General features: G+C 66.3%; 23 protein-coding genes. 11 read left to right on the top strand and 12 right to left on the bottom strand.

Features of this window, described 5'->3' with window-relative positions; translation table 11 throughout:
* The first annotated feature begins 58 nt into the window (after nucleotides 1–58).
* Nucleotides 59–1,651, top strand: coding sequence for a polyamine aminopropyltransferase (locus HUO13_RS02525; RefSeq protein WP_211899894.1), 1,593 nt, complete (start codon nucleotides 59–61; stop codon nucleotides 1,649–1,651).
* Nucleotides 1,652–1,672: 21 nt separating this feature from the next.
* Here HUO13_RS02525 and HUO13_RS02520 read toward each other — a convergent pair whose 3' ends face one another.
* Nucleotides 1,673–2,773 carry a LacI family DNA-binding transcriptional regulator gene (locus tag HUO13_RS02520; RefSeq protein ID WP_211899893.1) on the bottom strand — a complete coding sequence of 367 codons (1,101 nt, stop codon included), beginning with the start codon at nucleotides 2,771–2,773 and terminating at the stop codon, nucleotides 1,673–1,675.
* Nucleotides 2,774–2,959: 186 nt separating this feature from the next.
* On the opposite strand from HUO13_RS02520, the gene HUO13_RS02515 reads away from it, so the two are divergent.
* The 4 genes from HUO13_RS02515 to HUO13_RS02500 all read left to right on the top strand — a co-directional run bounded on the left by HUO13_RS02515 (nucleotide 2,960) and on the right by HUO13_RS02500 (nucleotide 7,140).
* Nucleotides 2,960–4,045: an ABC transporter ATP-binding protein gene (locus HUO13_RS02515; RefSeq protein WP_211899892.1), complete on the top strand. Its 1,086-nt coding sequence runs from the start codon at nucleotides 2,960–2,962 to the stop codon at nucleotides 4,043–4,045.
* Nucleotides 4,046–4,222: 177 nt separating this feature from the next.
* Nucleotides 4,223–5,368, top strand: coding sequence for a metal ABC transporter solute-binding protein, Zn/Mn family (locus tag HUO13_RS02510; protein WP_211899891.1), 1,146 nt, complete (start codon nucleotides 4,223–4,225; stop codon nucleotides 5,366–5,368).
* A 27-nt stretch (nucleotides 5,369–5,395) separates the two neighbouring features.
* Nucleotides 5,396–6,265, top strand: a complete 870-nt coding sequence (locus HUO13_RS02505) for a metal ABC transporter ATP-binding protein (protein WP_211899890.1) — start codon at nucleotides 5,396–5,398, stop codon at nucleotides 6,263–6,265.
* A 17-nt stretch (nucleotides 6,266–6,282) separates the two neighbouring features.
* Nucleotides 6,283–7,140 carry a metal ABC transporter permease gene (locus tag HUO13_RS02500; RefSeq protein WP_031334312.1) on the top strand — a complete coding sequence of 286 codons (858 nt, stop codon included), beginning with the start codon at nucleotides 6,283–6,285 and terminating at the stop codon, nucleotides 7,138–7,140.
* Here HUO13_RS02500 and HUO13_RS02495 read toward each other — a convergent pair whose 3' ends face one another.
* The gene (locus HUO13_RS02495) at nucleotides 7,141–8,415 is read right to left on the bottom strand and encodes an alginate O-acetyltransferase AlgX-related protein (RefSeq protein WP_249124402.1); all 1,275 of its coding nucleotides are present in this window, start codon (nucleotides 8,413–8,415) and stop codon (nucleotides 7,141–7,143) included.
* A gap of 145 nt (nucleotides 8,416–8,560) precedes the next feature.
* Nucleotides 8,561–8,827, bottom strand: a complete 267-nt coding sequence (locus HUO13_RS02490) for a hypothetical protein (RefSeq protein WP_211899888.1) — start codon at nucleotides 8,825–8,827, stop codon at nucleotides 8,561–8,563.
* Between the two features lie 263 nt (nucleotides 8,828–9,090).
* On the opposite strand from HUO13_RS02490, the gene HUO13_RS02485 reads away from it, so the two are divergent.
* The 5 genes from HUO13_RS02485 (at nucleotide 9,091) to HUO13_RS02465 (ending at nucleotide 12,199) form a co-directional block, all read left to right on the top strand.
* The gene (locus HUO13_RS02485; protein WP_211899887.1) at nucleotides 9,091–9,423 is read left to right on the top strand and encodes a hypothetical protein; all 333 of its coding nucleotides are present in this window, start codon (nucleotides 9,091–9,093) and stop codon (nucleotides 9,421–9,423) included.
* Complete coding sequence (locus HUO13_RS02480; RefSeq protein ID WP_211899886.1) at nucleotides 9,420–9,653, top strand: hypothetical protein; 234 nt, start codon at nucleotides 9,420–9,422, stop codon at nucleotides 9,651–9,653. Before HUO13_RS02485 ends, HUO13_RS02480 begins: the two co-directional genes overlap by 4 nt.
* Nucleotides 9,654–9,726: 73 nt before the next feature.
* The gene (locus HUO13_RS02475) at nucleotides 9,727–10,032 is read left to right on the top strand and encodes a hypothetical protein (protein WP_211899885.1); all 306 of its coding nucleotides are present in this window, start codon (nucleotides 9,727–9,729) and stop codon (nucleotides 10,030–10,032) included.
* A gap of 25 nt (nucleotides 10,033–10,057) precedes the next feature.
* Entirely contained in the window at nucleotides 10,058–10,813 is a 756-nt protein-coding gene (locus HUO13_RS02470; RefSeq protein ID WP_211899884.1) for a hypothetical protein, read from the top strand.
* A 105-nt stretch (nucleotides 10,814–10,918) separates the two neighbouring features.
* A complete protein-coding gene (locus HUO13_RS02465; RefSeq protein ID WP_211899883.1) occupies nucleotides 10,919–12,199 on the top strand; it encodes a pentapeptide repeat-containing protein in 1,281 nt (426 codons plus the stop codon).
* Nucleotides 12,200–12,801: 602 nt separating this feature from the next.
* Here HUO13_RS02465 and HUO13_RS02460 read toward each other — a convergent pair.
* The 8 genes from HUO13_RS02460 to HUO13_RS02425 all read right to left on the bottom strand — a co-directional run bounded on the left by HUO13_RS02460 (nucleotide 12,802) and on the right by HUO13_RS02425 (nucleotide 20,413).
* Nucleotides 12,802–13,128: a hypothetical protein gene (locus tag HUO13_RS02460; RefSeq protein ID WP_211899882.1), complete on the bottom strand. Its 327-nt coding sequence runs from the start codon at nucleotides 13,126–13,128 to the stop codon at nucleotides 12,802–12,804.
* Complete coding sequence (locus HUO13_RS37235) at nucleotides 13,128–14,813, bottom strand: alpha/beta hydrolase (protein ID WP_249124401.1); 1,686 nt, start codon at nucleotides 14,811–14,813, stop codon at nucleotides 13,128–13,130. The genes HUO13_RS02460 and HUO13_RS37235 overlap by 1 nt, the downstream gene beginning before the upstream one ends.
* Nucleotides 14,814–14,825: 12 nt before the next feature.
* Nucleotides 14,826–15,098: a hypothetical protein gene (locus HUO13_RS02450; RefSeq protein ID WP_211899881.1), complete on the bottom strand. Its 273-nt coding sequence runs from the start codon at nucleotides 15,096–15,098 to the stop codon at nucleotides 14,826–14,828.
* Between the two features lie 168 nt (nucleotides 15,099–15,266).
* Complete coding sequence (locus tag HUO13_RS02445; RefSeq protein ID WP_211899880.1) at nucleotides 15,267–15,677, bottom strand: helix-turn-helix domain-containing protein; 411 nt, start codon at nucleotides 15,675–15,677, stop codon at nucleotides 15,267–15,269.
* A gap of 38 nt (nucleotides 15,678–15,715) precedes the next feature.
* Nucleotides 15,716–16,045: a hypothetical protein gene (locus HUO13_RS02440; protein WP_211899879.1), complete on the bottom strand. Its 330-nt coding sequence runs from the start codon at nucleotides 16,043–16,045 to the stop codon at nucleotides 15,716–15,718.
* A gap of 975 nt (nucleotides 16,046–17,020) precedes the next feature.
* On the bottom strand, nucleotides 17,021–18,259 hold the full coding sequence (locus HUO13_RS02435; protein WP_211899878.1) for a helix-turn-helix domain-containing protein: 1,239 nt from the start codon (nucleotides 18,257–18,259) through the stop codon (nucleotides 17,021–17,023).
* Nucleotides 18,260–19,098: 839 nt separating this feature from the next.
* Nucleotides 19,099–19,644: a hypothetical protein gene (locus tag HUO13_RS02430; RefSeq protein ID WP_211899877.1), complete on the bottom strand. Its 546-nt coding sequence runs from the start codon at nucleotides 19,642–19,644 to the stop codon at nucleotides 19,099–19,101.
* 562 nt (nucleotides 19,645–20,206) lie between these two features.
* A complete protein-coding gene (locus HUO13_RS02425; protein WP_211899876.1) occupies nucleotides 20,207–20,413 on the bottom strand; it encodes a helix-turn-helix transcriptional regulator in 207 nt (68 codons plus the stop codon).
* A gap of 348 nt (nucleotides 20,414–20,761) precedes the next feature.
* Here HUO13_RS02425 and HUO13_RS02420 point away from each other — a divergent pair, with 348 nt between their 5' ends.
* Nucleotides 20,762–21,328 carry an NUDIX hydrolase gene (locus HUO13_RS02420; RefSeq protein WP_211899875.1) on the top strand — a complete coding sequence of 189 codons (567 nt, stop codon included), beginning with the start codon at nucleotides 20,762–20,764 and terminating at the stop codon, nucleotides 21,326–21,328.
* Here the strand turns inward: HUO13_RS02420 and HUO13_RS02415 are convergent.
* Nucleotides 21,314–22,294 (bottom strand): hypothetical protein, encoded by a 981-nt coding sequence (locus tag HUO13_RS02415; protein WP_211899873.1) that lies wholly within the window; start codon nucleotides 22,292–22,294, stop codon nucleotides 21,314–21,316. The genes HUO13_RS02420 and HUO13_RS02415 overlap by 15 nt on opposite strands.
* Nucleotides 22,295–22,322 lie beyond the last annotated feature (28 nt).

Here is a 22,322-nt window from a genome sequence, read left to right as displayed (position 1 = left end):
GCCGCGCACCCCGCGCCCGGTTCCCGGCCCCGCGCACCGGACGTGAAGACTGTTCGCCATGTCCGTCAGCACTGAGCCCCGCGACGAGACCGAGCCCGCCGCGGCGCCACGCCCGCGGGGACGCCTCGCCCGCACGGCCGTGCTGGTGGCGGTGTTCGTCTGCGCGGCGTGCGGGCTCGTCTACGAGCTGGCGCTGGTCGCGCTCGGCAGCTACCTGATCGGCGACACGATCGGGCAAGCCTCCATCGTGCTGTCGCTCATGGTCTTCGCCATGGGCGTGGGCGCGCTGGCCGCCAAGCCGCTCCAGCGCTGGGCAGCGGCGGCGTTCGCGCTGGTGGAGCTGGTTCTCGCGCTGCTGGGCGGGCTCAGCGTGCTGCTGCTCTACGCGGCGTTCGCGTGGGTGGGCCTGTACCTGCCCGCGCTGATCGTGACGGCGCTGGTCCTCGGTGCGCTGATCGGCGCGGAGATCCCGCTGCTGATGGTGCTGCTCCAGCGGATCCGCAAGCAGGACGCGGGGTCGGCGGTGGCCGACCTGTTCGCCGCCGACTACGTCGGCGGGCTGGTCGGCGGCCTGGCCTTCCCGTTCCTGCTGCTGCCGCTGTTCGGCCAGATCCAGGGCGCGCTGCTGGTCGGGATGCTCAACGCCGCGGCCGGTCTCGGCCTGGTGCTGACGGTGTTCCGCCGGGAGCTGTCCAAGCGCGTGCGGTTGGTGCTCGTCGCGGCGTCGGCGCTGGTCGGCGGCGTGCTGCTGGGCGCCTACGTCTTCGCCGACGACTTCGAGGTCACCGCCAGGCAGGCGTTGTACGCCGACCCCGTCGTGCACGCCGAGCGCACCGACTACCAGGACGTCGTGCTGACCGAGCGGGTCTCGCTGTCCGGCCGCGGCGACACCCGGCTCTTCCTCAACGGCGACCTCCAGTTCAGCTCGGTCGACGAGTACCGCTACCACGAGGCGCTGGTCCACCCGGCGATGCCGGGGCCGCGGTCGCGGGTGCTGATCCTCGGCGGCGGCGACGGGCTGGCACTGCGCGAGGTGCTGCGCTACCCCGACGTCGAGCAGGTCACGCTGGTCGAGATGGACCCGGCGGTGCTGGACCTGGCACGCGACGATCCGCGGGTCGCGGAGCTGAACCGGCGCGCGTTCGACGATTCGCGGGTTCGCACCGCGTCCGCCGACGCCTTCGCATGGCTGCGCGACAACCGCGAGCGCTACGACGTCGTGCTGGTCGACATGCCCGACCCGGACTCGACGGCCACCGCGAAGCTGTACTCCACGGAGTTCTACGCGCTGGTCAAGCACGCCATGGCCGACGGGGCGCGGGTCAACGTGCAGGCCGGGTCGCCGTACTTCGCGCCGCAGGCGTTCTGGTGCATCGAGGCGACCATGCGCGCGGCCGGGATCTCGACGGTGCCTTACGAGGTGTCGGTGCCGAGCTTCGGCGAGTGGGGCTTCCACCTGGGCGCGGCCGGCGCCGCGCCGCCGCTGGAGCTACCCGCGGACGCTCCGCCGCTGCGGTCGCTGGACGCCGGGACACTGCGCGCGGCAGCGGAGTTCCCGCCCGACCGCAGGCGCGTCCCCGGCATGGAGCCGTCGACGCTGATGCACCCGACGATCCTCAGCTACGCCCAGGGCGAGTGGACGAACTACTGAGCAACGGCCCGCCGCGGCGGCCTACGGGCCGAACCAGCGCTCCTCCCGGGAACGCGGCGGCGCGGCCGTCGTGCCGGTGATGAGCTGGGTCTCCAGCAGCACCTCGCGCGGCCTGCCCGGCTCGCTGGTCTCCAGCAGCAGCCGTCCGGCGGCGCGGCCCTTCTCCAGCACCGGCTGGCGCACCGTGGTCAGGCCCGCGCGCTCGGCGTCTGCGATGCCGTCGAAACCGGTGACGGTGAGGTCTTCCGGCACCCGCAGTCCCCGGCTCCTGGCCTCGTTGAGCGCCCCGAGCGCGAGGATGTCGGAGGTGCACACGATCGCGGTGATGTCCGGGTCGAGGTCCAGCAGCTGCCGGGCCGCCGAGGCGCCGGAGGCCGCGGTGTGGTCGAAACGCTCCACGACTGGGACCTTCGCCCAGTCCACGCCTGCCTCGCTGAAGGATTCCGCGAGCGCGGTGAGCCGGGACTTCTGCACGTGGAAGCTGGCGTTGGCCTGCCGCTGCACCGAGGCCAGGCCGTCGTTGCGGCCCCGGGCCAGGCGCATGCAGGAGACGCCGATGCGGCGGTGGCCGAGCTGGATCAGGTGGTCGGCCATGCTCTTGATGGCGCGGGCGTCGTCCGGGCCGACCCAGTCCAGGTTGTCGAGCCGCGGCTGGTCGCAGACCACCACCGGCACCGGGCGCTCCAGCACCGCGGCCAGGTGCGGGTCGTCCTCGGGCACCGAGTACACGACGAAGCCGTCCACGCCCGCGCGGTGCACGGAGGCGACGTCCTCGCGTTCCGGGCTCGCCGGGATCAGCAGCAGGCCGTGGCCGGCGTCCTCGCACGCGAGCGACAGACCTTCCAGGAAGCTGATTGCGCCCGGGTCGCGGAAGGCGTAGGAAAGGTTCTCGGTCAGCAGCAGTCCGACCGCACCCGCCTTCCGGGTCCGCAGCGACCGCGCGACCGGGTCCGGGCCGGGGTAGCCCAGCCTGCGAGCAGTGTCGAGGACCCGCTTGCGCAGCTCCGGGGAGAGCTGGTCGGGACGGTTGTACGCATTCGACACCGTAGTCCTGGAGACACCCAGCTCCGCCGCGAGCGAAGCGAGCGTCGCAGGCCGCCGGGCATTCGTTGACCGCGCCATGGAGGAACCGTAACGGTTCAGTACTGGCTGGAGAAGCACCGATCACGCATATTCCACGAAGGTCACATCCCATGTACGCAGAGAAACACGGCCGTCACTCTCCGAGGTTCTTTCTGCGCGGGGGCTGACCTTTACCGATTTCGAAGCTAGTTTGACCGGACCTGCGTTGTGAAAGGTGCGTCACACATGGCTGAGGTTGCATACGTCAACGCGTCGCGGGTGTACCCCGGTAGCCCGCCGGTCCGAGCCGTCGACGAGCTCGGCCTCGACGTCGCCGACGGCGAGTTCCTGGTCCTGGTGGGGCCGTCCGGTTCGGGCAAGTCGACCGCGTTGCGGATGCTGGCCGGGCTGGAGGACGTCGACGAGGGCTCGATCACCATCGGCGGCAACGACGTCACCCACACCCCGCCGAAGGCGCGCGACATCGCCATGGTGTTCCAGTCCTACGCGCTGTACCCGCACATGACGGTGGCCGAGAACATGGGTTTCGCGCTCAAGCTGCGCAAGACGCCCAAGCAGCAGATCCGCGAGAAGGTCACCGAGGCCGCCAAGATGCTGGATCTGGAGAAGTACCTCGACCGCAAGCCCAAGGCGCTGTCCGGTGGCCAGCGCCAGCGGGTCGCGATGGGCCGGGCGATCGTGCGCGAGCCCAGCGTGTTCCTGATGGACGAGCCGCTGTCCAACCTGGATGCCAAGCTGCGGGTGGAGACCCGCGCCAACATCGCCGCGCTGCAGAAGCGGCTGGGCACCACGACCATCTACGTCACCCACGACCAGGTCGAGGCCATGACGATGGGCCACCGCGTGGCGGTGCTCAAGGACGGCCTGCTCCAGCAGTGCGCCTCGCCGCGCGAGCTGTACGAGAACCCGGCCAACGCCTTCGTGGCGGGCTTCATCGGCTCGCCGGCGATGAACCTCAAGACGGTGCCGCTCAGCGGTGAGGGAGCCGTGCTCGACGGGCACACCATCCCCGTCCCGCGGGGTGCGACCGACGGCCTGGACAAGGTGACCTTCGGGGTGCGGCCGGAGGCGCTGGAGCTGACCTCGTCGTCCGAGGACGGCCTGGACATGACCGTCGAGCTGGTCGAGGAGCTCGGCGCGGACGCCCTGGTGCACGGCACGATCGACGTCGGCGGCAGCCCGGAGCGCTTCGTCGTGCGCACCGACGGCCGCACGCCGCCCGCGCTCGGCCAGCGGGTGCGGGTCGCGCTGCGCGACGCCGGCGAGGTCCACCTCTTCCACCCCGAGACCGGCGCCCGCCTCGCCGCCTGACTCGGCCGAGTTCCGCCCGACGCCCCCGTTGCGCTGCGACGGGGGCGTCGTCTTTCCCACAACACCACCCGGTCGGTGGAATCACGCGTGTCGCTCCGCGTAGGCTGCACATGACAACGGTTTCCGTTAGCGTTTCGAGCCCCACCGGGACGCGACGCCGCCTTGGAGGAGCAGCCGATGACCGCCAGCCATCCCAAGACCAGACGCCTCCCCCGCGCCTGCACCGCGCTGGTGGGCGTCACCGCGGCAGCGCTGGCGATGACCGGCTGCGGCGCGGGTCAGCAGGGGTCTTCCGCCGCCGACGGCAAGGTCAAGGTGGTCGCCTCGACCAGCGTCTGGGCGAGCGTCGTACAGGCGGTCGGCGGCGACCACGTCGAGGTCGAGTCGCTGATCAACGACCCCAACGCCGACCCGCACTCGCACGAGAGCACCCCGCAGGACGCCGCCAAGGTCAGCGACGCCGACCTTGTGGTGCTCAACGGCGGTGGCTACGACGAGTTCGTCGAGCAGATCCTCGCCGGTCAGCCCAAGCCCACCGTCGAGGCGGTGTCGGTGCCGGAGGCACCGGCCGACGGCGAGCAGCCGCCCGCGCCCGGTCAGCCGCAGCCCCCGGCCGACGAGCACGACCACGGCACGCCGGGAGAAGGTCACGAGCACCCCGCGCCCGCTCCGGGCGACGAGCACGGCCACGGCGAGCAGCCCGCGCCCGCTCCCGCCGAGGACCACGGTCACGGCGAGCCGCCAGCACCCGCTCCCGCCGAGAGCCACGGTCACCAGCACGGCCACGACCACTCTGGCAACGAGCACGTCTGGTACGACCTGCACCTCGTGCACGGGGTCGCCGACCGCATCGCCCAGGAGCTCGGCAGGCTCCAGCCCGCCAACGCCCAGGCGTTCACCGACGCCGCCGGCCGCTTCGCCCAGGACGTCCACGGCCTGGAGGGCCGCGTCGAGCAGATCGCCGCGGCGCACCAGGGCAAGAAGGTGATCGTCACCGAGCCCGTCGCGCACTACCTGATCGAGGACTCGAAGCTGACCGACATCACCCCGCCCGCCTTCGTCAACGCCATCGAGTCGGAGTCCGACCCGTCCGCGGCCGCCGTCGCCGAGGTCCAGAACGCGGTCCGCAGCGGCCAGGCAGGCGCCCTGGTCTACAACCCGCAGACCGAGTCGCCGGTCACCGAGTCGGTGCGAAAGGCCGCGGAGGAAAATCGGATCCCGGTCGTGGAGATGACCGAGGTGCTGCCCGAGGGCCAGACCTACGTGCAGTGGATGAACGCCCAGATCTCCGCGCTGGACGCCGCCCTGAACCGCAAACCCTGACCCCGCGAACGCTGAGATGACTGCGACATGACCGCCGAATCCGACGCCAGGCACACCGGCAAAGACAGCACCGCGGTGGCCGACCGCGCACCGCACCGCGCGCCCGCCGTCCGCCTGCGCGGCGCGCAGCTCTCCTATGGCGCACGCATGCTCTGGGACGGGCTGGACCTCGACGTCGAACCGGGCGAGTTCCTGGCGGTGCTGGGACCCAACGGCTCCGGCAAGACCAGCCTGCTGCGGGTCCTGCTCGGCCTCCAGCCGCTGAGCTCCGGCTCCGTGGAGGTCGCCGGTGCGCCCGCGCACCGGGGCAGCGCCAGGATCGGCTACATCCCGCAGCAGCGAGCGGTGGACGCGACCCTCACCGTCCGCGGACGGGACCTGGTGGGCTTCGGGCTCGACGGCCACCACTGGGGCATGGGCATCCGGCAGCGCCGCGAGCGCGGGCGGCGGGTCGACGACGCGCTGCGCGCGGTCGATGCCACCGCCTACGCCAAGATGCCGCTCGGGCTGCTCTCCGGCGGGGAGCAGCAGCGGTTGCGGGTGGCCCAGGCCCTGGTGAGCGACCCTGCGGTGCTGCTGTGCGACGAGCCGCTGCTCTCGCTCGACATCTCGCACCAGCGCAAGGTCAGCAGGCTCATCTCCCAGCAGGCGCGGGACGCCGGGGCGGCGGTCCTGTTCGTCACCCACGAGCTGAACCCGGTGCTGCCGCTGGTCGACCGGGTCCTGTACCTGGTCGACGGGCGTTTCCGGATCGGCACCCCGGACGAGGTCATGAACTCCGAGACGCTCTCCGAGCTCTACGGGACCAGGATCGAGGTGGCCAGGGTCGGCGGCAGGCTGGTCGTCAGCGGCGTCGACGAGGAAGGCTGCCACGTGCACGAGGCGGAACAGGCGTGAACACTCTGATCGACGCGATGGGCAAGCTGTTCGACTTCGAGACGACGTCGAGCCTGCTCGGCTACCCGTTCGTCCAGCAGGCCCTGCTGGCCGCCGCCGCGCTCGGCCTGGTCTCCGGGGTCCTGGCCCCGCTGGTGGTGGCGCGCAAGATGTCGTTCGCCGTGCACGGCACCGCCGAGCTGGCGTTCACCGGTGCCGCGGCGGCGCTGCTGATCGGGGTCGGGGTCGGGGTCGGCGCGCTGGCGGGCGCGGTGGTGGCGGCGCTGCTGCTGGGCCTGCTCGGGCAGCGCGGGACCGAACGCGACTCGGTGATCGGCGCGATCCTGTCGTTCGGGCTCGGTCTCGGCGTGCTGCTGCTGTGGATGAACCCGGAGCGCACCTCGAACAAGTTCAGCCTGCTGGTCGGGCAGATCGTGGGCGTGGACTCCTCCGACGTCGTGCTGCTGACCAGCTGCGCCGCCGCGGTGCTGCTGGTGCTCGCCTTCGTCTACCGGCCGCTGCTGTTCGCCAGCGTCGACCCCGACGTCGCGGCGGCGCGCGGTGTCCCGGCGCGGGTGCTCACACCGCTGTTCGCGGTGCTGGTCGGTGTCGCGACCGCGCTCGGCGTCTACACCGTGGGTGCGCTGCTGGTGCTCGCGCTCATGGTGACGCCGGGCGCGGCGGCGGCCAGGGTGACCGCGAGCCCGGTCAAGGCGACGCTGCTGGCGGTCGTGTTCGCCGAGGTCGCCGTGCTCGGCGGCATCGTGCTGTCGCTGGCGCCCGGTGCCCCGGTCAGCGCGTTCGTCACGATCATCTCGTTCGTGATCTACCTGGTGTGCCGCGTGGTGGGCAACCTGCGGCTGCGCCGCCTCACACGCACCCCCGTGCCCGCCTGATCAGCGGACGGGGTGCTGGGCGAGCACCGCGCCGGCCTGGTCGGCGACGGCCGGGTCGAGCATCGCGTATCGGCCGCCGGCCACGAACCGCTCGGACAGCTCGAAGGTGACGATCTCGCCCTCGGCCAGCAGCGAGCCCATGGCCTGCGGGTTCTCCGCGACGGTGTCGGGGTGGGCGATGGTGACGTCGGTGAAGGCCGCCGCGAGGTAGGGGCTGGCGAACTGGCTGAACGAGTCGCCGACCATGCGCATCGGCCGGTCGATCATCCCCGGCTTCGGCGGCGAGGACAGGTGCAGCGGCTGGTGGAAGTTGCTCGCCTGGAACCGGGTGTTGTCGGCGCCGCCGTCCGGTGCCAGCGAGTACGCCTGGATCGGCACGGTCCGGTCCTGGCCGAGCAGGTCGGGGATGTCGGCGCTGTGGTCGTACTGGCGGCTGGGCAGCACCTTCCAGGTCGCGGTCGTGCCCGGCCGGAGGCGCTCGGCGAGCTGGTAGGTCATCGCGACGCCGCCCTCGTGCGTCCAGTGCGTGTCGATGTCGTGGTAGATCGGGCGCCCGTTGCGCTCGGCGACCTGGCGCAGCTGACCGCGCATGTCGATGGCGCCGGTCGCCGCGGGCACCCGGCGCCAGAACTCCGCCTGCGCCTTCGCCGAGCAGTCCTGCCCGGGGTAGGAGTCCGGCATGTTCTCGGGGTAGACGGTGGACTTGTCCGGGGCGATCACGAGCTGGAACCTGCGTCCGGACGCCTCGACGACCGAGCGCCACCGCTTCAGCCCCGCGATCACCCGGTCCAGCTCCATCTTCGGCACGCAGCGGTAGGACACGTCGTGGCCGAGGTAGAGCCAGCCGTTCTTGCCCTCGATGACGTTGGGGAAGACGGTCTCGTCCAGCGGCGGCTTGGCGTCGACCTGCCCGGTGCCGATCGGTGAGGTATGCGAGCCGCCCTCCAGCCGCGCGGGCTCGCCGAACACCCCGCGGCTGAGCGCGTCGACCGACTGGACGGCGTTCTTGCGGAACGGCAGGTTCTCCGTCGCCCACGGGTTGAGCCCGGTGAGCACGCCCCAGCCGTCGGTGATGCTGGGGAAGGCGGCCAGCGGCCGGTTCTCCAGCGGCTCGGCGCGGGCGCCGAACAGCCACGAGAGCACCGGCGCGGAGAAGAAGAGCAGCGCGCACACCAGCGCCGTGAGCTGGCGGCGGCCGTGGCGGGGCCGGTGCAGCGGGTGCTCGCGCGGCAACCACGCTTCGTGGACCGCGGGCAGCTCCGTCGGATGGTTCACCGGCACGGTTTCACGTTAGCGGGCCTGATCGGCGCCGAACGGCGAAACCCGCCCAATTCACACCGGGCCCGCGAACGCCGCACGCCCCGGTCCGCGTGCGGCGCGGGCCGGGGCGTGCGTTGGCCTGGGAGGGCGTGGGCAGAGCTCAGACGGCGAAGCCGGAGACCTGCGCGGGCCTGGTGTTGTTGCTCGTCGCGGTCGCGGTCGCGGCCGGCCTGGTCTGCGTGCTCTGCGGCGCGGTGTGGAAGTGGTACTCCGGACCCAGGTCGACCGCGAGGAGGAGGCTCCCCGGCTGGGTCGAGTTCGCCGGCCGGATCGTGAGCTCCTGGGCGAAGGCGGCGGTGCCGCCGCCGAGGGTCAGCGCGGCTGCGGCGGTGGCGGCGACGGTCCAGCGGAGTGCGGTGCGAGACACGGTTCCTCCTGCAAGAGTGGATAGCGGGGTTTGGCACGTGGAAGCCTCTGCCGCCGCCATTGGCCCCGCAATCCAAGATCGACGATCTCCGTCGAAGGTGGTCCCCGCATCCACCGATGGGGATACGCGGCCGCACCACCACTGACATCAAGTGACGACGAAGCCCTTTCGGGTTCCGTTGCGGGGTGCGGGTTCACCGGATGCGAGCCGTTGGGGGCAGGCGCGCTGAGCTCGCCCGCGAAGTAGGGATCAGCCCGTCGAGCGTGTCTCGCATCTGCAAAGCCGCCGGACTACCCGGCGACCGATCCCGGACCGCAGCCGCGACGCAGGCCAAGGTGGTCGACGTACGCCGCCGTCGAGCCGAGGCCGCCGCCGGTCTGCTCGACGACATCGAGCACGCTCGCGCCGCTCTGTGGAAATCGAAGAACGCGCAGGACCTCGCCTACGCCGCCAAAACGGTGTCGTCGCTGGCCTCTGCCCACGTACGCATATTCACTGTGGACACCGCGACTGAGGGAACAGAGGCGGCCCGTTCCATGCTCGGACAGCTCGCCGCCGGCCTTGGCATCGCCTATACCCAGACGGACTCGGCATGACACCGGCCGACGCCGAGCGGCAGGTGTGGGCGATCGTCACCGCCGCCACCGCCGGAGACCACAACGGGCTCGAGGTCCTGGTCGACGACCTGGACCTCGACGACGCCCGCGACCTGCTGGTCGGACTCGCGACAGTCACGGCCGCAGCGATCAGCCACCACGCCGACCGCAACCAAGTGCTCGCCCTACTCCGCGCCGACCTTCTCGACACCGAACAGCGCTCGACCTGACCGTTTACCTACGCCCTGAACCACGACAGCTCAGCGGACAGCGAATCCGATCCGACACCAGGAGGTAAACACGATGCCCAGCTACTACCGGATCACCGCCCCCGGCCGCCGACTTGTTCACGGCCCGTTCCAGCTCGACCAACCCGACACGTTCTGGTTCGTCCACGGCGTCGCCTACCTCGACGCTGAGACCTACAGACGGTTCCCCGACTACTTCCGCCAGCGCGGCTACACCGTCGAAGCCGACCAGATTCCACCGGACAACCACTTCGAACGTGTCGCTGCGATGGAAGCACAGGACCCACGCCGACCTGCGGTCGCTGTGCAAGACGGCGCCGAACCAGGCCCACGATTCAACTACCCCCGATTCAACAACTGATCAACACTCGAAAGGACACCGAACCATGCCTCGAACCACCTTGCGCCAGCGCCAAGATGCACTCGCCACCCTCGCCCGCATCGGCGACGAAGCCACCCGCATCCGCACCCGCCTCGCCGATCGCATCTCCGCGCTTCGCACCGACGAGCGGTACGCCGAGGACTACCGCGCCAAGCTGATCGAGCAGGCACGCGCCGAGGCTGCCACCGAAGCCAAACAGCTACACCGACGCGCAGATGCCGCCCGTGAGGCCGTGCTGACTGCGGCTCACGAGTTGGAGCAGCCGACCGGCAACACTGCCGCGCAATTGCTCACCGCAACCCACGAGAAACGCGCATGGGACCGCGTTCGGCCGATGCTCGAAGCGGGCCGTAGCTGGCAGTCCGTCCTCGCCAACGTAGAGAGGAACGGCGACGGTGCCACGGTGCAGGCCATCGCCGCCGAACTCCCTGCCTACGTGGAGTCGACGAGAACCATCACCCACGCCATGAATGGCAACGCCGGCGAACCGCTCGACCTCGGCCACGTCACGCACGCACTCCAGCTCTCGCTGGAACGAACACTCGGCAACGACAACGGACCGGGCTCCGCCGCCACGCTGCGACTCCGAGTCGAGGCAGACGGGCCGGTCGCCGACGCCCACCTCGACCGCCTCGTCAGCGAGACGGCAGGCCGACAGACCGGAATCGGCGATGCCGTCGCCGTCCAGCTCGCCGAACAGCAACGCGACGCTATCCGCGCCGAGCTCAGCACTCCCGCGCAGCAGTACCAGCCTGCCTAACCTGCGACGCTCGTATCACGCCCGCTCCGTCGGTACCGTTGGCGAGAGCGGGCGTTTCCGCGATTTCGACGCCACCCGCCCGGCTGCGTTGGCACCATGATCTACATGGCGACCAAGCCGGAAACGGACATCGAATCGGGCGTGCTCCAGACCCGAACCATCTACTGGGTCGGAGCGCTTGTCGTAGCAATCACCCTGGGCTCGGGCGCCTTGCTTCTCTGGCTCTTTCGAGGCGATGGCCCACGCACCACGCTCGACATCATCCGCACGGCTGGCAGCCTCGGCATTGGCACCGGCGGCGGGGTAGCCCTCATTCTCGCCGCCCGTCGGCAACGCTACACCGAACTCGACCTCAAGCAGAAGGAAAAGGCGCACCATCTCCAGGAACAAGTTGCCGCCGAAACGAAGTCACACCAGGAGCAAGTAGCCGCCGACAACCGGCACGACGCTCTCGAAACTCGCATCACCGAGCTTTACAATGCAGCTGCCGAGCAACTCGGCAGCGATAAAGCCCCAGTCCGCCTGGCTGGCCTATACGCACTTGAACGACTTGCCGACAGCCATGAAGAACACCGACAAACGATGGTAAACCTAATCTGCGCTTATCTTCGAATGCCAAGAACACCACCTGGCGACAATCAACAAGAAGACCAGCACTACAGCCACGAGGAAATGCAGGTCAGAACTACCGCGCAACAAATCCTAGCCGACCGCCTCAGGCCATACACTACAGGCAAATCTGGGTCCGCCAACGCAAAATTCTGGGGCCCCGTTGACATCGACCTATCTCGTGCGCACCTATCCGACTTCAGTCTTCCTTTTTGTGAAGTCCAAAGAGCAAAACTCGATGGTGCGCAATTTACCGGAGAAACCAACTTCCACAATACCGTGTTCAATAGTGTTGCAAATTTCAACAACGCTCATTTTTTCGATGAAGCCCGCTTTGAGTTTGCACACTTCCGCAGTCTTGCCCATTTCGAATCCGTCCATTTTGAATCAAATGCGGACTTCAATAGTTCCCGCTTTGAATTGCACGCCATCTTTGATGGCGCAAATTTCAGCAGTCAAGCGAGCTTCAAAACCTCCCACCTACCCGCTTCGGCCAGCTTTCACGATGCGCGGTTCGCGAATTCTGCCGACTTCCCAGAGGTTTATGGTGGGCGTCCGGTTGACTTTTCCATCACAGGTCTTCCCCAAGTGCCCGAAGAGGGAAGATTCGTGGACCGAGCCGAGTTCAATAACCATGACTTCTTTGACCCGGAGTACGAAGAACTGGAGTATAGCGACGCCGAAGTCAATGACGACGCAGACTCTTCCGAGAACACCGAATCCATTGAGTTCGACAGCCATAGTGATTTTGACGAACTTGCAGACTTTAACGACTAGCCAGCTCCTCGCTTCAGCTCTACACCTCTAGCTGGCGAGCAACAAGGGAAGGCAGGGCACATTGAGATCAAATGAGAGAGCGGCTCCCCCTTGGCAAGCAAAGGGGCTCCCATATGGGTTGACACTTGAAGACTTTAACAACGTTGCCAGCGTACTCATCCACGGCGGACGTTCCGGTCGGACTATTCCACCACCTGAAGGCTGGTACGGCAAAAACCTGCTTTCAGGAACCGACTACGATCACAACAGGGAGCGAATCAGCAGGCTGGTCCAATTTCAGCCACTTCGGAAAATTGATGGATTCCCGGCTTACCCGGCCGTATACGTTTACGATCCAACGAAGCAGTATGGCGTTGTCCCGGTTGGCGTCGCGAGCCTAACTGGGTACGTCGGATCGGCATATCGAGATGACTGGGGTCGCTTTTCTCGTCGCATACATGAAACGCGGCTGGATGGCCCTTTCTTCGCGTGCGAGGTGGTCGTCGAAGATGCCTACGGAACGCCTTCTACAACCAGCAGCCCAATGGTCAGGTGTCACGGCCCCAAGTACCCAAAAGGGTACTTCGATCGTCCAAAGTAGATTTCGCAGCACCCAGCTTGCGTCACTGCGCGCCGGTCGCTGCCGTGACAACGGCAGTGATCAGCAACAGAGCCTCAACACCGATCGCGATCTTGGAAGTGACGGACCGGATACCGAACCCGACACAAACGACAGCCGTGGCGATCACGGTGGGGATGAACCACATGGCGAAGAGCCAGGCGACGAGTTGGCCGTCGATCCCGCTGGATTTGTAACCACTGGCTGTGAGACTGACGAAGTTCCACCAGTACGTCACGCCATATAGCGCCAAGAGCCCGGCGATGACGGAAGAAACGATCTTCCCCGCGTTGTACCCACCGTTGGCCTTCTGCGGTGCTTCCGGGGCCATTACCCCATCCCTTCAGTCTGTCCGACGGTCAACTTCGCCAGACTGTCCATCGACTGCTGCTTGAACCAGTAGTCAGAGTGCCCACCCGTTGGGTCGGTCGGAAGAATACGGCCACCGAAGGCCGGATCAGAGGGGTCTTGACCATGGATGTGCGGGTCGCCACCCTTGATCCAGCCGTCCCGGATGATCTCAACAGGGTCGCCGGAGTGCGGGTACTCGATCGGGTCGCTCGCAGAGGTACCTGCCCACACGTGCTCGGGCGACATGTGGAGGTCTTGAGCCTCCGACACGCCCACGCCCGGCGATCCGATGAAGGCGACGTCGTTCGCGTGCAGGCCGTGATCCCGCTGGCTGTAGCCGACAACCGTGCTCCCGTAGCTGTGCCCGAGCACGGTGTTGTGTGAAGGCGCTCCCTCGTGAGTCGCCCGGAGACCCTCCTGAAACCGCGACAGATCCTCTCCGGCATCGAAGGCGTATGTCTTGTCGGACGCTGCTACGAGGTCGGGCGGGGCGTTGTAGTCGAGCCACATCACTCCGGCAACCTCCTGGCCTTCCGGAGCCATCTCGCTGGCTCGCTGGACCAGCATGTCGTTGCGCTGGACGTCCCCAGCGGCCCCGCCCAGGTCGGCAGTCGTGCCGGGAACGTAAGTCAGCACGTGCTCCGCGGTGTCCGGGTTGCCTGTGGCGACGATGACGCGGCCCCGAGAATCAGCGGTGGAGTCGATGCCCAGCAGGAAATGCCCACTGCCGGGTTTACCAAGGGTTTCGTTGAGCTTGTCGATACCCTTCAGCGCTTCGTCGAGCTGGTTGATCCGCTCCCAGTCGGCGGCGTTCTCCGAATCGGGGTCGAGCCGTGACTTCTCGTCACGGATGCGGTCGACAAGTGCCTGACGCTGCTGGGCGAGCAACGAGCGGTTGGCCTGGTCACGGACGACCACGGGCACCCCGTCAGTCGAACCGACCATCTGGGGAAACCGGCTGATCAGGTCTGCCTGCTGCGCTGAAGTCAGCGCGCTCCACATTCCCTTCACTGCGGCCGGTCCGCCCTGCATGGCCTTCTCGAACGCCGACCGGGTGGCCTGTGCTGCTTGGGTGTCCATCGCATCTGCGGCACCGGCGAGTTCCATCGCGTCCGGGTTGGTGGCAGCAGCGGCGGCCTGCGCCCAGGCGCCGCGTTGTCCGATCCCATCCAGACCAACACTGTTGGCCTTCAGCGCAGCCAGCAGGTGCTCGTGGGCAGCGCGTTCGAGCGCGCGGGCGTACTTCACGGTGGCCTTGGCTTCGCGCCACGCCTTCTGCTGTTTCTCGTTCTCTTCCGGTGGCAGCGGCATCGGCCCCGGTTCGGTGATCAGGCTCCGACCCATCATTTGCAGGCCGCCTGCGGTCGCAACCGACCGGGCCTGCTCCATACGGGCTTTGACCGTCGTCAGTTCGTCAGCGAACACGGTCAGCGCCGTCGCCAATCCCTCGTGCAGACCCGCGAGGGCGTCGGCGTCCTTCGCGTCGCGGTTGGCAGCATCTCGGAACGCATCGGAGGCGTGACCATCCCAGTCTGCTTCGGATTCGGACCGGGCACGGTGCAGTCCAGTAGCGACCTCGTCGACTCCGGTCCCGAGCTTGCGCACTGCGTCGGCCAGTTCCCGCACCGAACCCGGATTGCCGGCGGTGAAGATGTTGATCGGCATCAGTCAGTCCCCTCAGCGCTGCACCTGGTTGAAGATGCCGATGTTGTTGTCCTCGGTACTGGCGTACGTCGACCGGTTGGCATGCAGGTCGTCAGCCATTTTCGTTGTCAGCTCGGTCAATCCCGCTGCCGCACGCATCAGCTCGGCGACGGTCTCCGCAACGGCAGCGGTGGACGGTCCCGCGTCCGCGCCAGGTGCCGGTGCAGCGCCCTTCAGCGATCCGGTCGAGTCCTGGACGACTCCGGCAAGCCTGTCGATGGTCGCCGGGTCCACGCGGACAGTCACGCGATCCTCCCCTTGATCGTTGTGATGATCGTTGTGACCGTATCGAGGACCGCGAAGGGCGGGGACGGGGTTTCTACTCAATCCCGTCGACGATCACCCGAACAGCTCAGAGCGCCGTCGCAGTCATTCGCGACGGCGCTCTGACCAGGGGATGGACCTGTTCTGGACTTATCGACGCCGCTTCCCGCTACCACGGGGAGCGCGGTCGAGGCGTCTCGGACGCTCGACACCAGCCAGCAAGAGCAGGCGCAGCACCGTATACGGGTAGAGCTCGCGCTGTTCGGCCAGCTCGGTAATCCGGGCACCCTGCACGAACGCGTCGGCCAGGTCGACGACCGACTGCTCTCTGACCTCTGGATCGAGGTCATCGAACTGGTCACGGGCTGCTGTCTGGTCGGGGGTACCACCTCGCCCACGCATATCGAGACCCGCAACCTGAGTCAGTAGGCGGTGTACCGCCCCATAGGACAGCCCTTCCTCGAACATCAGGACGCGGATGGACGCCTGATGATCGACGTAGTCCGTAGCCATCCGTTCAGCAAGCTCGCTCTCTTCCCTTGGCGTGAGGTAGCTGCGCACTGCCTTCCTTCCATGCGTTCTTGGGGGACCCGACCGAGTCACGCAGCTTGGGCGAGAAGAACTTCGTCGAAGTCTTCATCCGGCCACTTGATCAGCTCCGGTGCCACGAAAACCACGCGTGCAATCGCCTCTTCTAACGGCCGCAGGAGGTCGACGGGCGCCTGCCAGAACACGTCTCGACGAATCGCACACGCCGGACACATCGATCGCCCGTCACCCTGCGGCGGGTACACCCCACGCCGAGCATGCACCCGACCTTGAATCCGGTGGCCACACTCGGCCTCCGGCTCGTAGCCGCCAGAAACCGGCGCGTGCCACAGCCTTTCTTTGTCACCGGCCATCCAGCCGGGTAACTCGGGAAGATCCATCTCCGACGCCTTCCGATCGGGGTGCCGGGTCGCGCGACGGGGGAAGCAGGAGCGCGACCTGGCCAACAGCCCGGCATTACGGGGAAGCCGCCGGGCCGCGTCTTTGGGAATTACTGACCTAACGGGCGCTGGTCGGCCGTCGCACGAAGCCACCGCTTCGCCTGAATCTCGACATCCGACTCATCGGCCCAGTCACCGACACCGCGCACGGTGGCGACGAGATGTGTATTGCCGTGGCTGGCGCTCTGGTCCCCGGAGTGAACCGTGAAGTACCCGGCACCGCGTCCCCAGCGGAACGTGTAGACCTCTGCGGCCGACACCACCCGACATGCCATGCCATCGGCAGGAATCGCTTATCCGTCACCACGAGCCCGCCCGGAGGCGTGCACCCCGGGTACCAGGCCAGACGCCGAGCTCGGTACCCACAAGTCACCGACGGGCGACGAGGCCAGTGCCGGCGCACCCTGTGCACCATGTTCCGGTAGATCCAGCAGCCCGAAGACCACCTCTGCTACCGAGCCGTACCGGTGCCACAAGGCGGGCGGCGATCCCCTCTCCAAGTCCTCGACCCGGAATCGTGCGGCGAGCGCGTCGTCGGTGCCGGATGCCATGAAAATGTCCATCACGCCGAACGACACACGAATCCCCTGCACAGAACGGAGATTTGCGAGCGAGGGCAGATACCTGAAGCGGAAGCCGGCGGCCATGCTCGCGTGGATGGCAGCGATATGCGGCCGAAGCCACGTCTCGTGCCCATTCATGCCGTCCCCCTCGTCGCATGGGACGGGCAATTGATCGTCGACTGCGTTGACGACGTCCGCCTACGGCTGCCGGGCAACCACCACAACAAGAACAACGGAACGAAGAACAGGGACCAGACCACCAGGCCAAGCACCATCACGATAACCAAGTCGATCACCTCCAGTAGTGGAGGTGAAGCTATGAGTGATCAGACCCAGCGGTGTTTACGATCTGTCAACCCACTCCGAAGCGGTTGCGCAGGGAATCCAACTCCCACACTCGCCGCCGTGCCCGCGAGTTCAGCGTCGACACGAGTTCACGAGCGAGGGGGTCGACTCGGATGCGCTGCGGCGCGATGCGGTCGGCCATGTCGAGGTGGCGGATGGCTTCAGCGTCCCGATCACCACCGTCCTGCATGACTGCCCGCGCGAGGTCGAGGTGCAGAGAGCAGGCACGGTTGCTGCTGCCGAGCGCTGTCACGTCGGGGTTGGCCCGGATCGTTTCCTCGTACGCTCGCCCGCCCTCGGACAACTCGATGCCGATCGCCAGTCGCCACAGGGCGACGTTTGTCGGGCCGAAGTGCAACCGCATTGCATTCCGGTCCCCGGTGCGCTCCGCCAGTGCAGCGGCTTCGGCGAGGTGCCTGTGTGCGTCGTCGGCGCGACGATCACGCGCCGCCGCCTGAGCGTTGGTGAGATGCATCAAGCCGGCCATCTCGACCGGCATCGTGTCGTCAGCACTGAGCTTCAGAGTCGGCGACAGCTCGTTTAGTCCGTCGGCCAGCACGGACGCCACACGGCGGCGTGCGGCGAGGCGCATCAACCCCTGTGCCCAGTACCAGCGCGAGAACCCCTGAAGGCCCAGGTCTTCCGACCTCTGCGCGAAGTCGTAACCGCGGCGAGCTGCGCTAACTGAGAGGTCGATGTGACCGGCGTTCCGCGCGATCGCCCCTGCCACGACGCAGGTGGTCGCGGCTGCCCGGAAAGCACGTGGCCGGTCGGCTGCCGGGCTGGTGAGCGTGTGGGCATGCAGCTCGGTCAACAGTTCGCCGATACCGCGACCTGCCAGTGAGTAGCGGGTCTGGTCTCGATATTCGTTGGCTCGGTCGGCCCACTCGACCAGCTCGTCCAGTGGTCTCGGCCGGACGTCAGGAAGCTCATCCGGGCCGTACTCGATGAGCGCCAGCCGGATAGCGGGTAGCGCACTCAGCGCGTCGGCCGAGTCCCGATCGACCGGCGAGTACGGCTGCCCGGTGATGTCGGCAACGGAGCAGCTCAGCGCGGTCGCGAGATCTTCCAGCAGCCCACGCCGGTCGAACTGGCGCTTGCCGGTCTCAAGCAGGCTCAGGTAGGACTTCGAAATCCCTGCGAGACCCGCCGCGGTATCGAGACCGAGGCCACGACGGCGGCGGATCATCCGCACGCGGGCACCCAACTGGGCGGGCTCTTGGACCGATGTCATGAAGTTGGTCATCGCCGGTACCTCTTCGCCGGAAGTTCCCCTCATCGGATCGTCCGAACGACGAGGGGATCATCACCAACGGTACCGACCCGATCACCTGTTCCAACAGACGCCGATCATCGCCAAGCCCGACAACCAGGGTTCACCCCGAGCAGTCGACCGGGAAATCAGCGAGCCTCGCCAGTCCCCGTTCAACGGCGCGTGCGTTCGGCTCCTTTGCGCCAAGCAGTCATACACACTCGGGCGAGGAGGCGCCGATCCCGCGTCTCCCGCTCGACCCTGCGGCGCTCAGCCGGTTCGATCGGCATCTCCCATGGCCGAGGCGGCTCGACCGCATACGGATTCGGCACCAGAGGGTGTGGCACACGCCCGGCGGCGTATCCAGCCGCATGGGCCGCTTGGACCTCATCACGGGTGATCACATCTTCCCCCGTCTCAGTAATTCCTCATGTCCACTATGGACATTTTGGGGGCACATACGGGGCACACGGCACCCGTCTCGGACCGTCAGCAACAGTCACCTATCGGCAGCGTTTTGCCTGGTAGATGACACTGCTGGCGGTCCGCCGCAGGTGATCGTTTCCCGATGATCAGAACTGGTAGTACTGAGCGACAACCTCGGGCGTCCTGGGCGAATATCACCAACAGCGCTGTGACCAGTGAGAATGGCTTGGTGACGCTCGCGGTTGGTAGGTGTTGTTAGTGCTCCTCGGACGGCCTGTAGACGGCCCGACGGCCTACCGACGGCCTGAGACGGGTTGCTTCTGGGGCCAGCTCCAACCTCTGTTGAGCTTGGATGCCGGGTTCACTCCCCGGCCCTGTCTCCCAGAAGAAGCAAGGCTCCTCGGTTGCTACTTGGTTACCTCAGCAGCCTCCGCAGGCTCTGCCTCGATCCCTAGGTCACGCCGAGCCGCTTCGCGGAAGGCAATCGCAGCTTCGAACACAGCCTCGATCAATGGCCACTGGTTGTCGTGGCCTCCTGTGGTGACAGTGCCAGGGTCGATGACGCCTACAGCATCGAACTTGGAGTGCGAGTCTTCGAATAGCTCAAATAGTGCGCCTCGGACTCGGTCGGCTTGCTTGATGACGTCTGCGGGTGCGATCAAGTAGATCAGCTCGTGTTTGGTTGCGACATCCAGCCGGCGCTGGTCGATCGTGGGATGGTGGGGATCGCCGAGTTCGCAGATGCCAGCGTAGGTAGAAACTCCGCGCATCGGCCACACCGCTGCTAAGAACTCGGCGTACGCTTCCCTTCGGTCTTGAAGCCATCGGGTGGCGTCTTCCCGACGCGCCTTGGTTCTCTCGGTACGCCGTGCGAGGGCTTGCCCGATGAGGACACCCGAGATTGTCGCTACCGCTGTGATTAGGTTGCCAATCCACTGAAGCTGACCCGTCATGATCGTCAACCTACAACGGACCACAGCCAGGCAAGTTCGTTCGCCGCTGGAACGCTGGTATGCCAGTAGGAACTGGCAAGCCGGGTACGGCTCTCAGCGTGCCCAGCACCGCCCTTTGAACCTGCCCGGGAGGCTCCTCGACCGGTGGCTGACATCGCGACCGAACCCGCGGGGTCGCCTTCCTCCTGGTGCAGCTCCTCGTCCTGGCCCTCGTCCTCCTAGACCTGCGTGTCCAGAGCTTCGCTTCGACTGCGGCCCCTGCGCGACTCCTGGCTGCCTGCCTTCCGCTCGCGCCAGGGTGCCGGCACCCGTTCCGCTCGCGCCCCGGCCGCCGGGCCGCCGGAGCGGAGCGTAGGGCGGTCCCGGCTTGGCCGGGGCTCGCATACAGGACGGGTGCCGGCACCCTGGCTCGCATACAGCAGGCAGGCGGCCCCGCAGGGGCCGCCCTTGATGAAGTAAAGAAACTCTGGACACGCAGGTCACAGGTGGTCTGGGTCTGGACTATCGGCACTTTTCCGTGGTGCGGCCTGCGCATGTCTCGGCCTTCATGTTGTTGCCTTAGCTACTCGCGCTCCTGGCGGCGTTCCTCGGCGAGCTTGCGCATCTCGGCGACGACGTCGTCATGGACCCATCGGTACTGCCCGCCTGGAGTGATCAGGGCGGGTGTGATCAGACCTCGCTTTGCATAGAGCGAGATCGTTCGCCGAGACAGGCCGAGCTTGTTTGCGAGCTCGGTGCTCGTGATCAACGGTGGGTCGGCGTCGGTCACACCGCCATACTCGGTGCCCCGAACGAGCGTCGCTGCCTTGCTTGCCTCGAACCACACGTAATACCCTGATTGCCTCGTTTGCCTTGTTGGAGGAGTCATGGGGTCGCATCGGCAAGCACTTGCAGTCCTAGCGCGCGCGGCGCAATGGGAGTTGGACGAGGCAGCGTTCGAGCTGGGCGGCGGGCGTTACACCCAAGAACAGCGGGAGCGTCTCGCCGATCGATTGATCGAGCTAGCCGCGGTGCTTCGCGGTGAGCACCCCACACAGTCAATCGTCGAAGGGGCACCCGCCAAGCAGTCCCCGACCGCAGTATCCCCTATTTGTTCCGATTACCGTAAGGTGGAGACATGGACGCAGCGAGTGAAAATGGAGCGTGGGTCACCCACGGAGAACGGCTAGTTTACGAAAGCGACTGGGTTCGCGTAGGACTGGCCGACATCTCTGTGCCATCGGGAGAACGGTTTGAACACCACACGGTTTGGTTTCCGCCGGTTGCGATGGCAGTAGTGCTTGATAACGAGAGAAGCAGTGTCCTCCTTTCGTGGCGCCACAGGTTCGCTCCGAACATTTGGAATTGGGAACTCCCGGGTGGAATTATTGACCCCGGTGAAGAGCCAATCGACACGGTCCGGCGTGAGATTACCGAAGAGACCGGGTATCGTGCGGAATCCATCAAGCACCTGATAACTTTCGAACCTGCCGTCGGCATGCTGCGAAACCCGAATCATGTCTATCTTGCTCAGGACATAACCCTGGTGTCGGAGCCAGAGGAGCTAAATGAGGGAAAGTTCAGGTGGGTCTCGCGCACCCAGATTCCTGAGCTTATCCAGTCGGGACAGATCTCCAATTCCGGAACACTAGTCGCACTGCTTCACCTACTTTCGATTAGCGGACCCGAGTTAGCCGATAAGTAGTCTATTGATTCGTGCGCGCTGTCGGGCGGACCGTGAACGCTGCGCCAATTCTGATGCACGGTTCGCCTGCGCCTTTGCTTCAGTTTGTTCGCCTCGTGCACTGAGGGCTATAGCAAGATCTACTCGCAGGCCTGCTTCGGCTCGACCCGTTGATTGCGCAGGTAGGTCCGCTAGTGCGGCAGTTAGGTCGTTGACCGCTTCCTGGTCGCCAAGGCGAGCGAGCGAGCTACCACGCCACCTAGCAAGGTGAACCTGATTCAGGAACAAAAAGGGTAGATCAGGATCGTTATCGCCCTCTGGAAGGATCGCAGCAGCATTATCGAGTAATCGCTTGCATTCAGTCGTTGCACCGCAGGCTGCATGAAATTCTGCCTCTGCGGCGAGTAGCCAGGCTCGGAGTCGTGGCGGATACTTTGCTTCGTTAGTGTGAGCGCGTCCCTGCTTAGCTAGCTCTAAGGCTTCCGCCGTACGGTTGGCATCTAGTAATGCGTAGGCTTGCTGCACTGTCACATGCGCAAGAATCGCGGGATTATCGCCCTCTTTTGCTGCCGACTTGGCAAGACTGTGCATGGCCCAGGATTCCCGAATGTTCCCACTGTCTAACTGTTGCCACCCGGCAAGCGCAGCACCTTCAGCAAGTGCAAGCGCGGCTGCATCGTGATGCATGCCCCCCATCGAGTTGCGGAGCACTTCTCTCATATGTTCCACGTGGGCAACAGTTTGTGGGATGATTGCCGCTCCCATCTTGCGGTCCATTGCGCGGAAGTGATCTGTTTGCATTTCGAAGAGGTCGACAATTTCGCGGTCAATTCGAACCACTTCAAGCTGTTCAATTTCGGTGGCTAAATCGCTTTCGGGCTCTTGGGTTACAAATCCCAACGCTTGCGGGGGTAGTTCGAATACTTCGCAAAACTCATCCTGCCAGTCGGCAACTTGTGTTCTACCGCTTTCCCACTCGATGTACATTCTCTTCAGGCTCGCCTCAGACGGCGGC

This window comes from Saccharopolyspora erythraea, assembly GCF_018141105.1.
GTDB lineage: Bacteria > Actinomycetota > Actinomycetes > Mycobacteriales > Pseudonocardiaceae > Saccharopolyspora_D > Saccharopolyspora_D erythraea_A.
This window is presented reverse-complemented; position numbering and strand designations above follow the sequence as displayed.

What these genes read in the sequence shown, in the direction of transcription:
- HUO13_RS02525 (WP_211899894.1), top strand. Translation starts at nt 59, where the DNA reads ATGTCCGTCAGCACTGAGCCCCGCGACGAGACCGAGCCCGCCGCGGCG.
- HUO13_RS02520 (WP_211899893.1), bottom strand. Translation starts at nt 2,773, where the DNA reads ATGGCGCGGTCAACGAATGCCCGGCGGCCTGCGACGCTCGCTTCGCTC.
- HUO13_RS02515 (WP_211899892.1), top strand. Translation starts at nt 2,960, where the DNA reads ATGGCTGAGGTTGCATACGTCAACGCGTCGCGGGTGTACCCCGGTAGC.
- HUO13_RS02510 (WP_211899891.1), top strand. Translation starts at nt 4,223, where the DNA reads ATGACCGCCAGCCATCCCAAGACCAGACGCCTCCCCCGCGCCTGCACC.
- HUO13_RS02505 (WP_211899890.1), top strand. Translation starts at nt 5,396, where the DNA reads ATGACCGCCGAATCCGACGCCAGGCACACCGGCAAAGACAGCACCGCG.
- HUO13_RS02500 (WP_031334312.1), top strand. Translation starts at nt 6,283, where the DNA reads ATGGGCAAGCTGTTCGACTTCGAGACGACGTCGAGCCTGCTCGGCTAC.
- HUO13_RS02480 (WP_211899886.1), top strand. Translation starts at nt 9,420, where the DNA reads ATGACACCGGCCGACGCCGAGCGGCAGGTGTGGGCGATCGTCACCGCC.
- HUO13_RS02475 (WP_211899885.1), top strand. Translation starts at nt 9,727, where the DNA reads ATGCCCAGCTACTACCGGATCACCGCCCCCGGCCGCCGACTTGTTCAC.
- HUO13_RS02470 (WP_211899884.1), top strand. Translation starts at nt 10,058, where the DNA reads ATGCCTCGAACCACCTTGCGCCAGCGCCAAGATGCACTCGCCACCCTC.
- HUO13_RS02465 (WP_211899883.1), top strand. Translation starts at nt 10,919, where the DNA reads ATGGCGACCAAGCCGGAAACGGACATCGAATCGGGCGTGCTCCAGACC.
- HUO13_RS02460 (WP_211899882.1), bottom strand. Translation starts at nt 13,128, where the DNA reads ATGGCCCCGGAAGCACCGCAGAAGGCCAACGGTGGGTACAACGCGGGG.
- HUO13_RS37235 (WP_249124401.1), bottom strand. Translation starts at nt 14,813, where the DNA reads ATGCCGATCAACATCTTCACCGCCGGCAATCCGGGTTCGGTGCGGGAA.
- HUO13_RS02440 (WP_211899879.1), bottom strand. Translation starts at nt 16,045, where the DNA reads ATGGATCTTCCCGAGTTACCCGGCTGGATGGCCGGTGACAAAGAAAGG.
- HUO13_RS02435 (WP_211899878.1), bottom strand. Translation starts at nt 18,259, where the DNA reads ATGACCAACTTCATGACATCGGTCCAAGAGCCCGCCCAGTTGGGTGCC.
- HUO13_RS02430 (WP_211899877.1), bottom strand. Translation starts at nt 19,644, where the DNA reads ATGACGGGTCAGCTTCAGTGGATTGGCAACCTAATCACAGCGGTAGCG.
- HUO13_RS02420 (WP_211899875.1), top strand. Translation starts at nt 20,762, where the DNA reads ATGGACGCAGCGAGTGAAAATGGAGCGTGGGTCACCCACGGAGAACGG.
- HUO13_RS02415 (WP_211899873.1), bottom strand. Translation starts at nt 22,294, where the DNA reads ATGTACATCGAGTGGGAAAGCGGTAGAACACAAGTTGCCGACTGGCAG.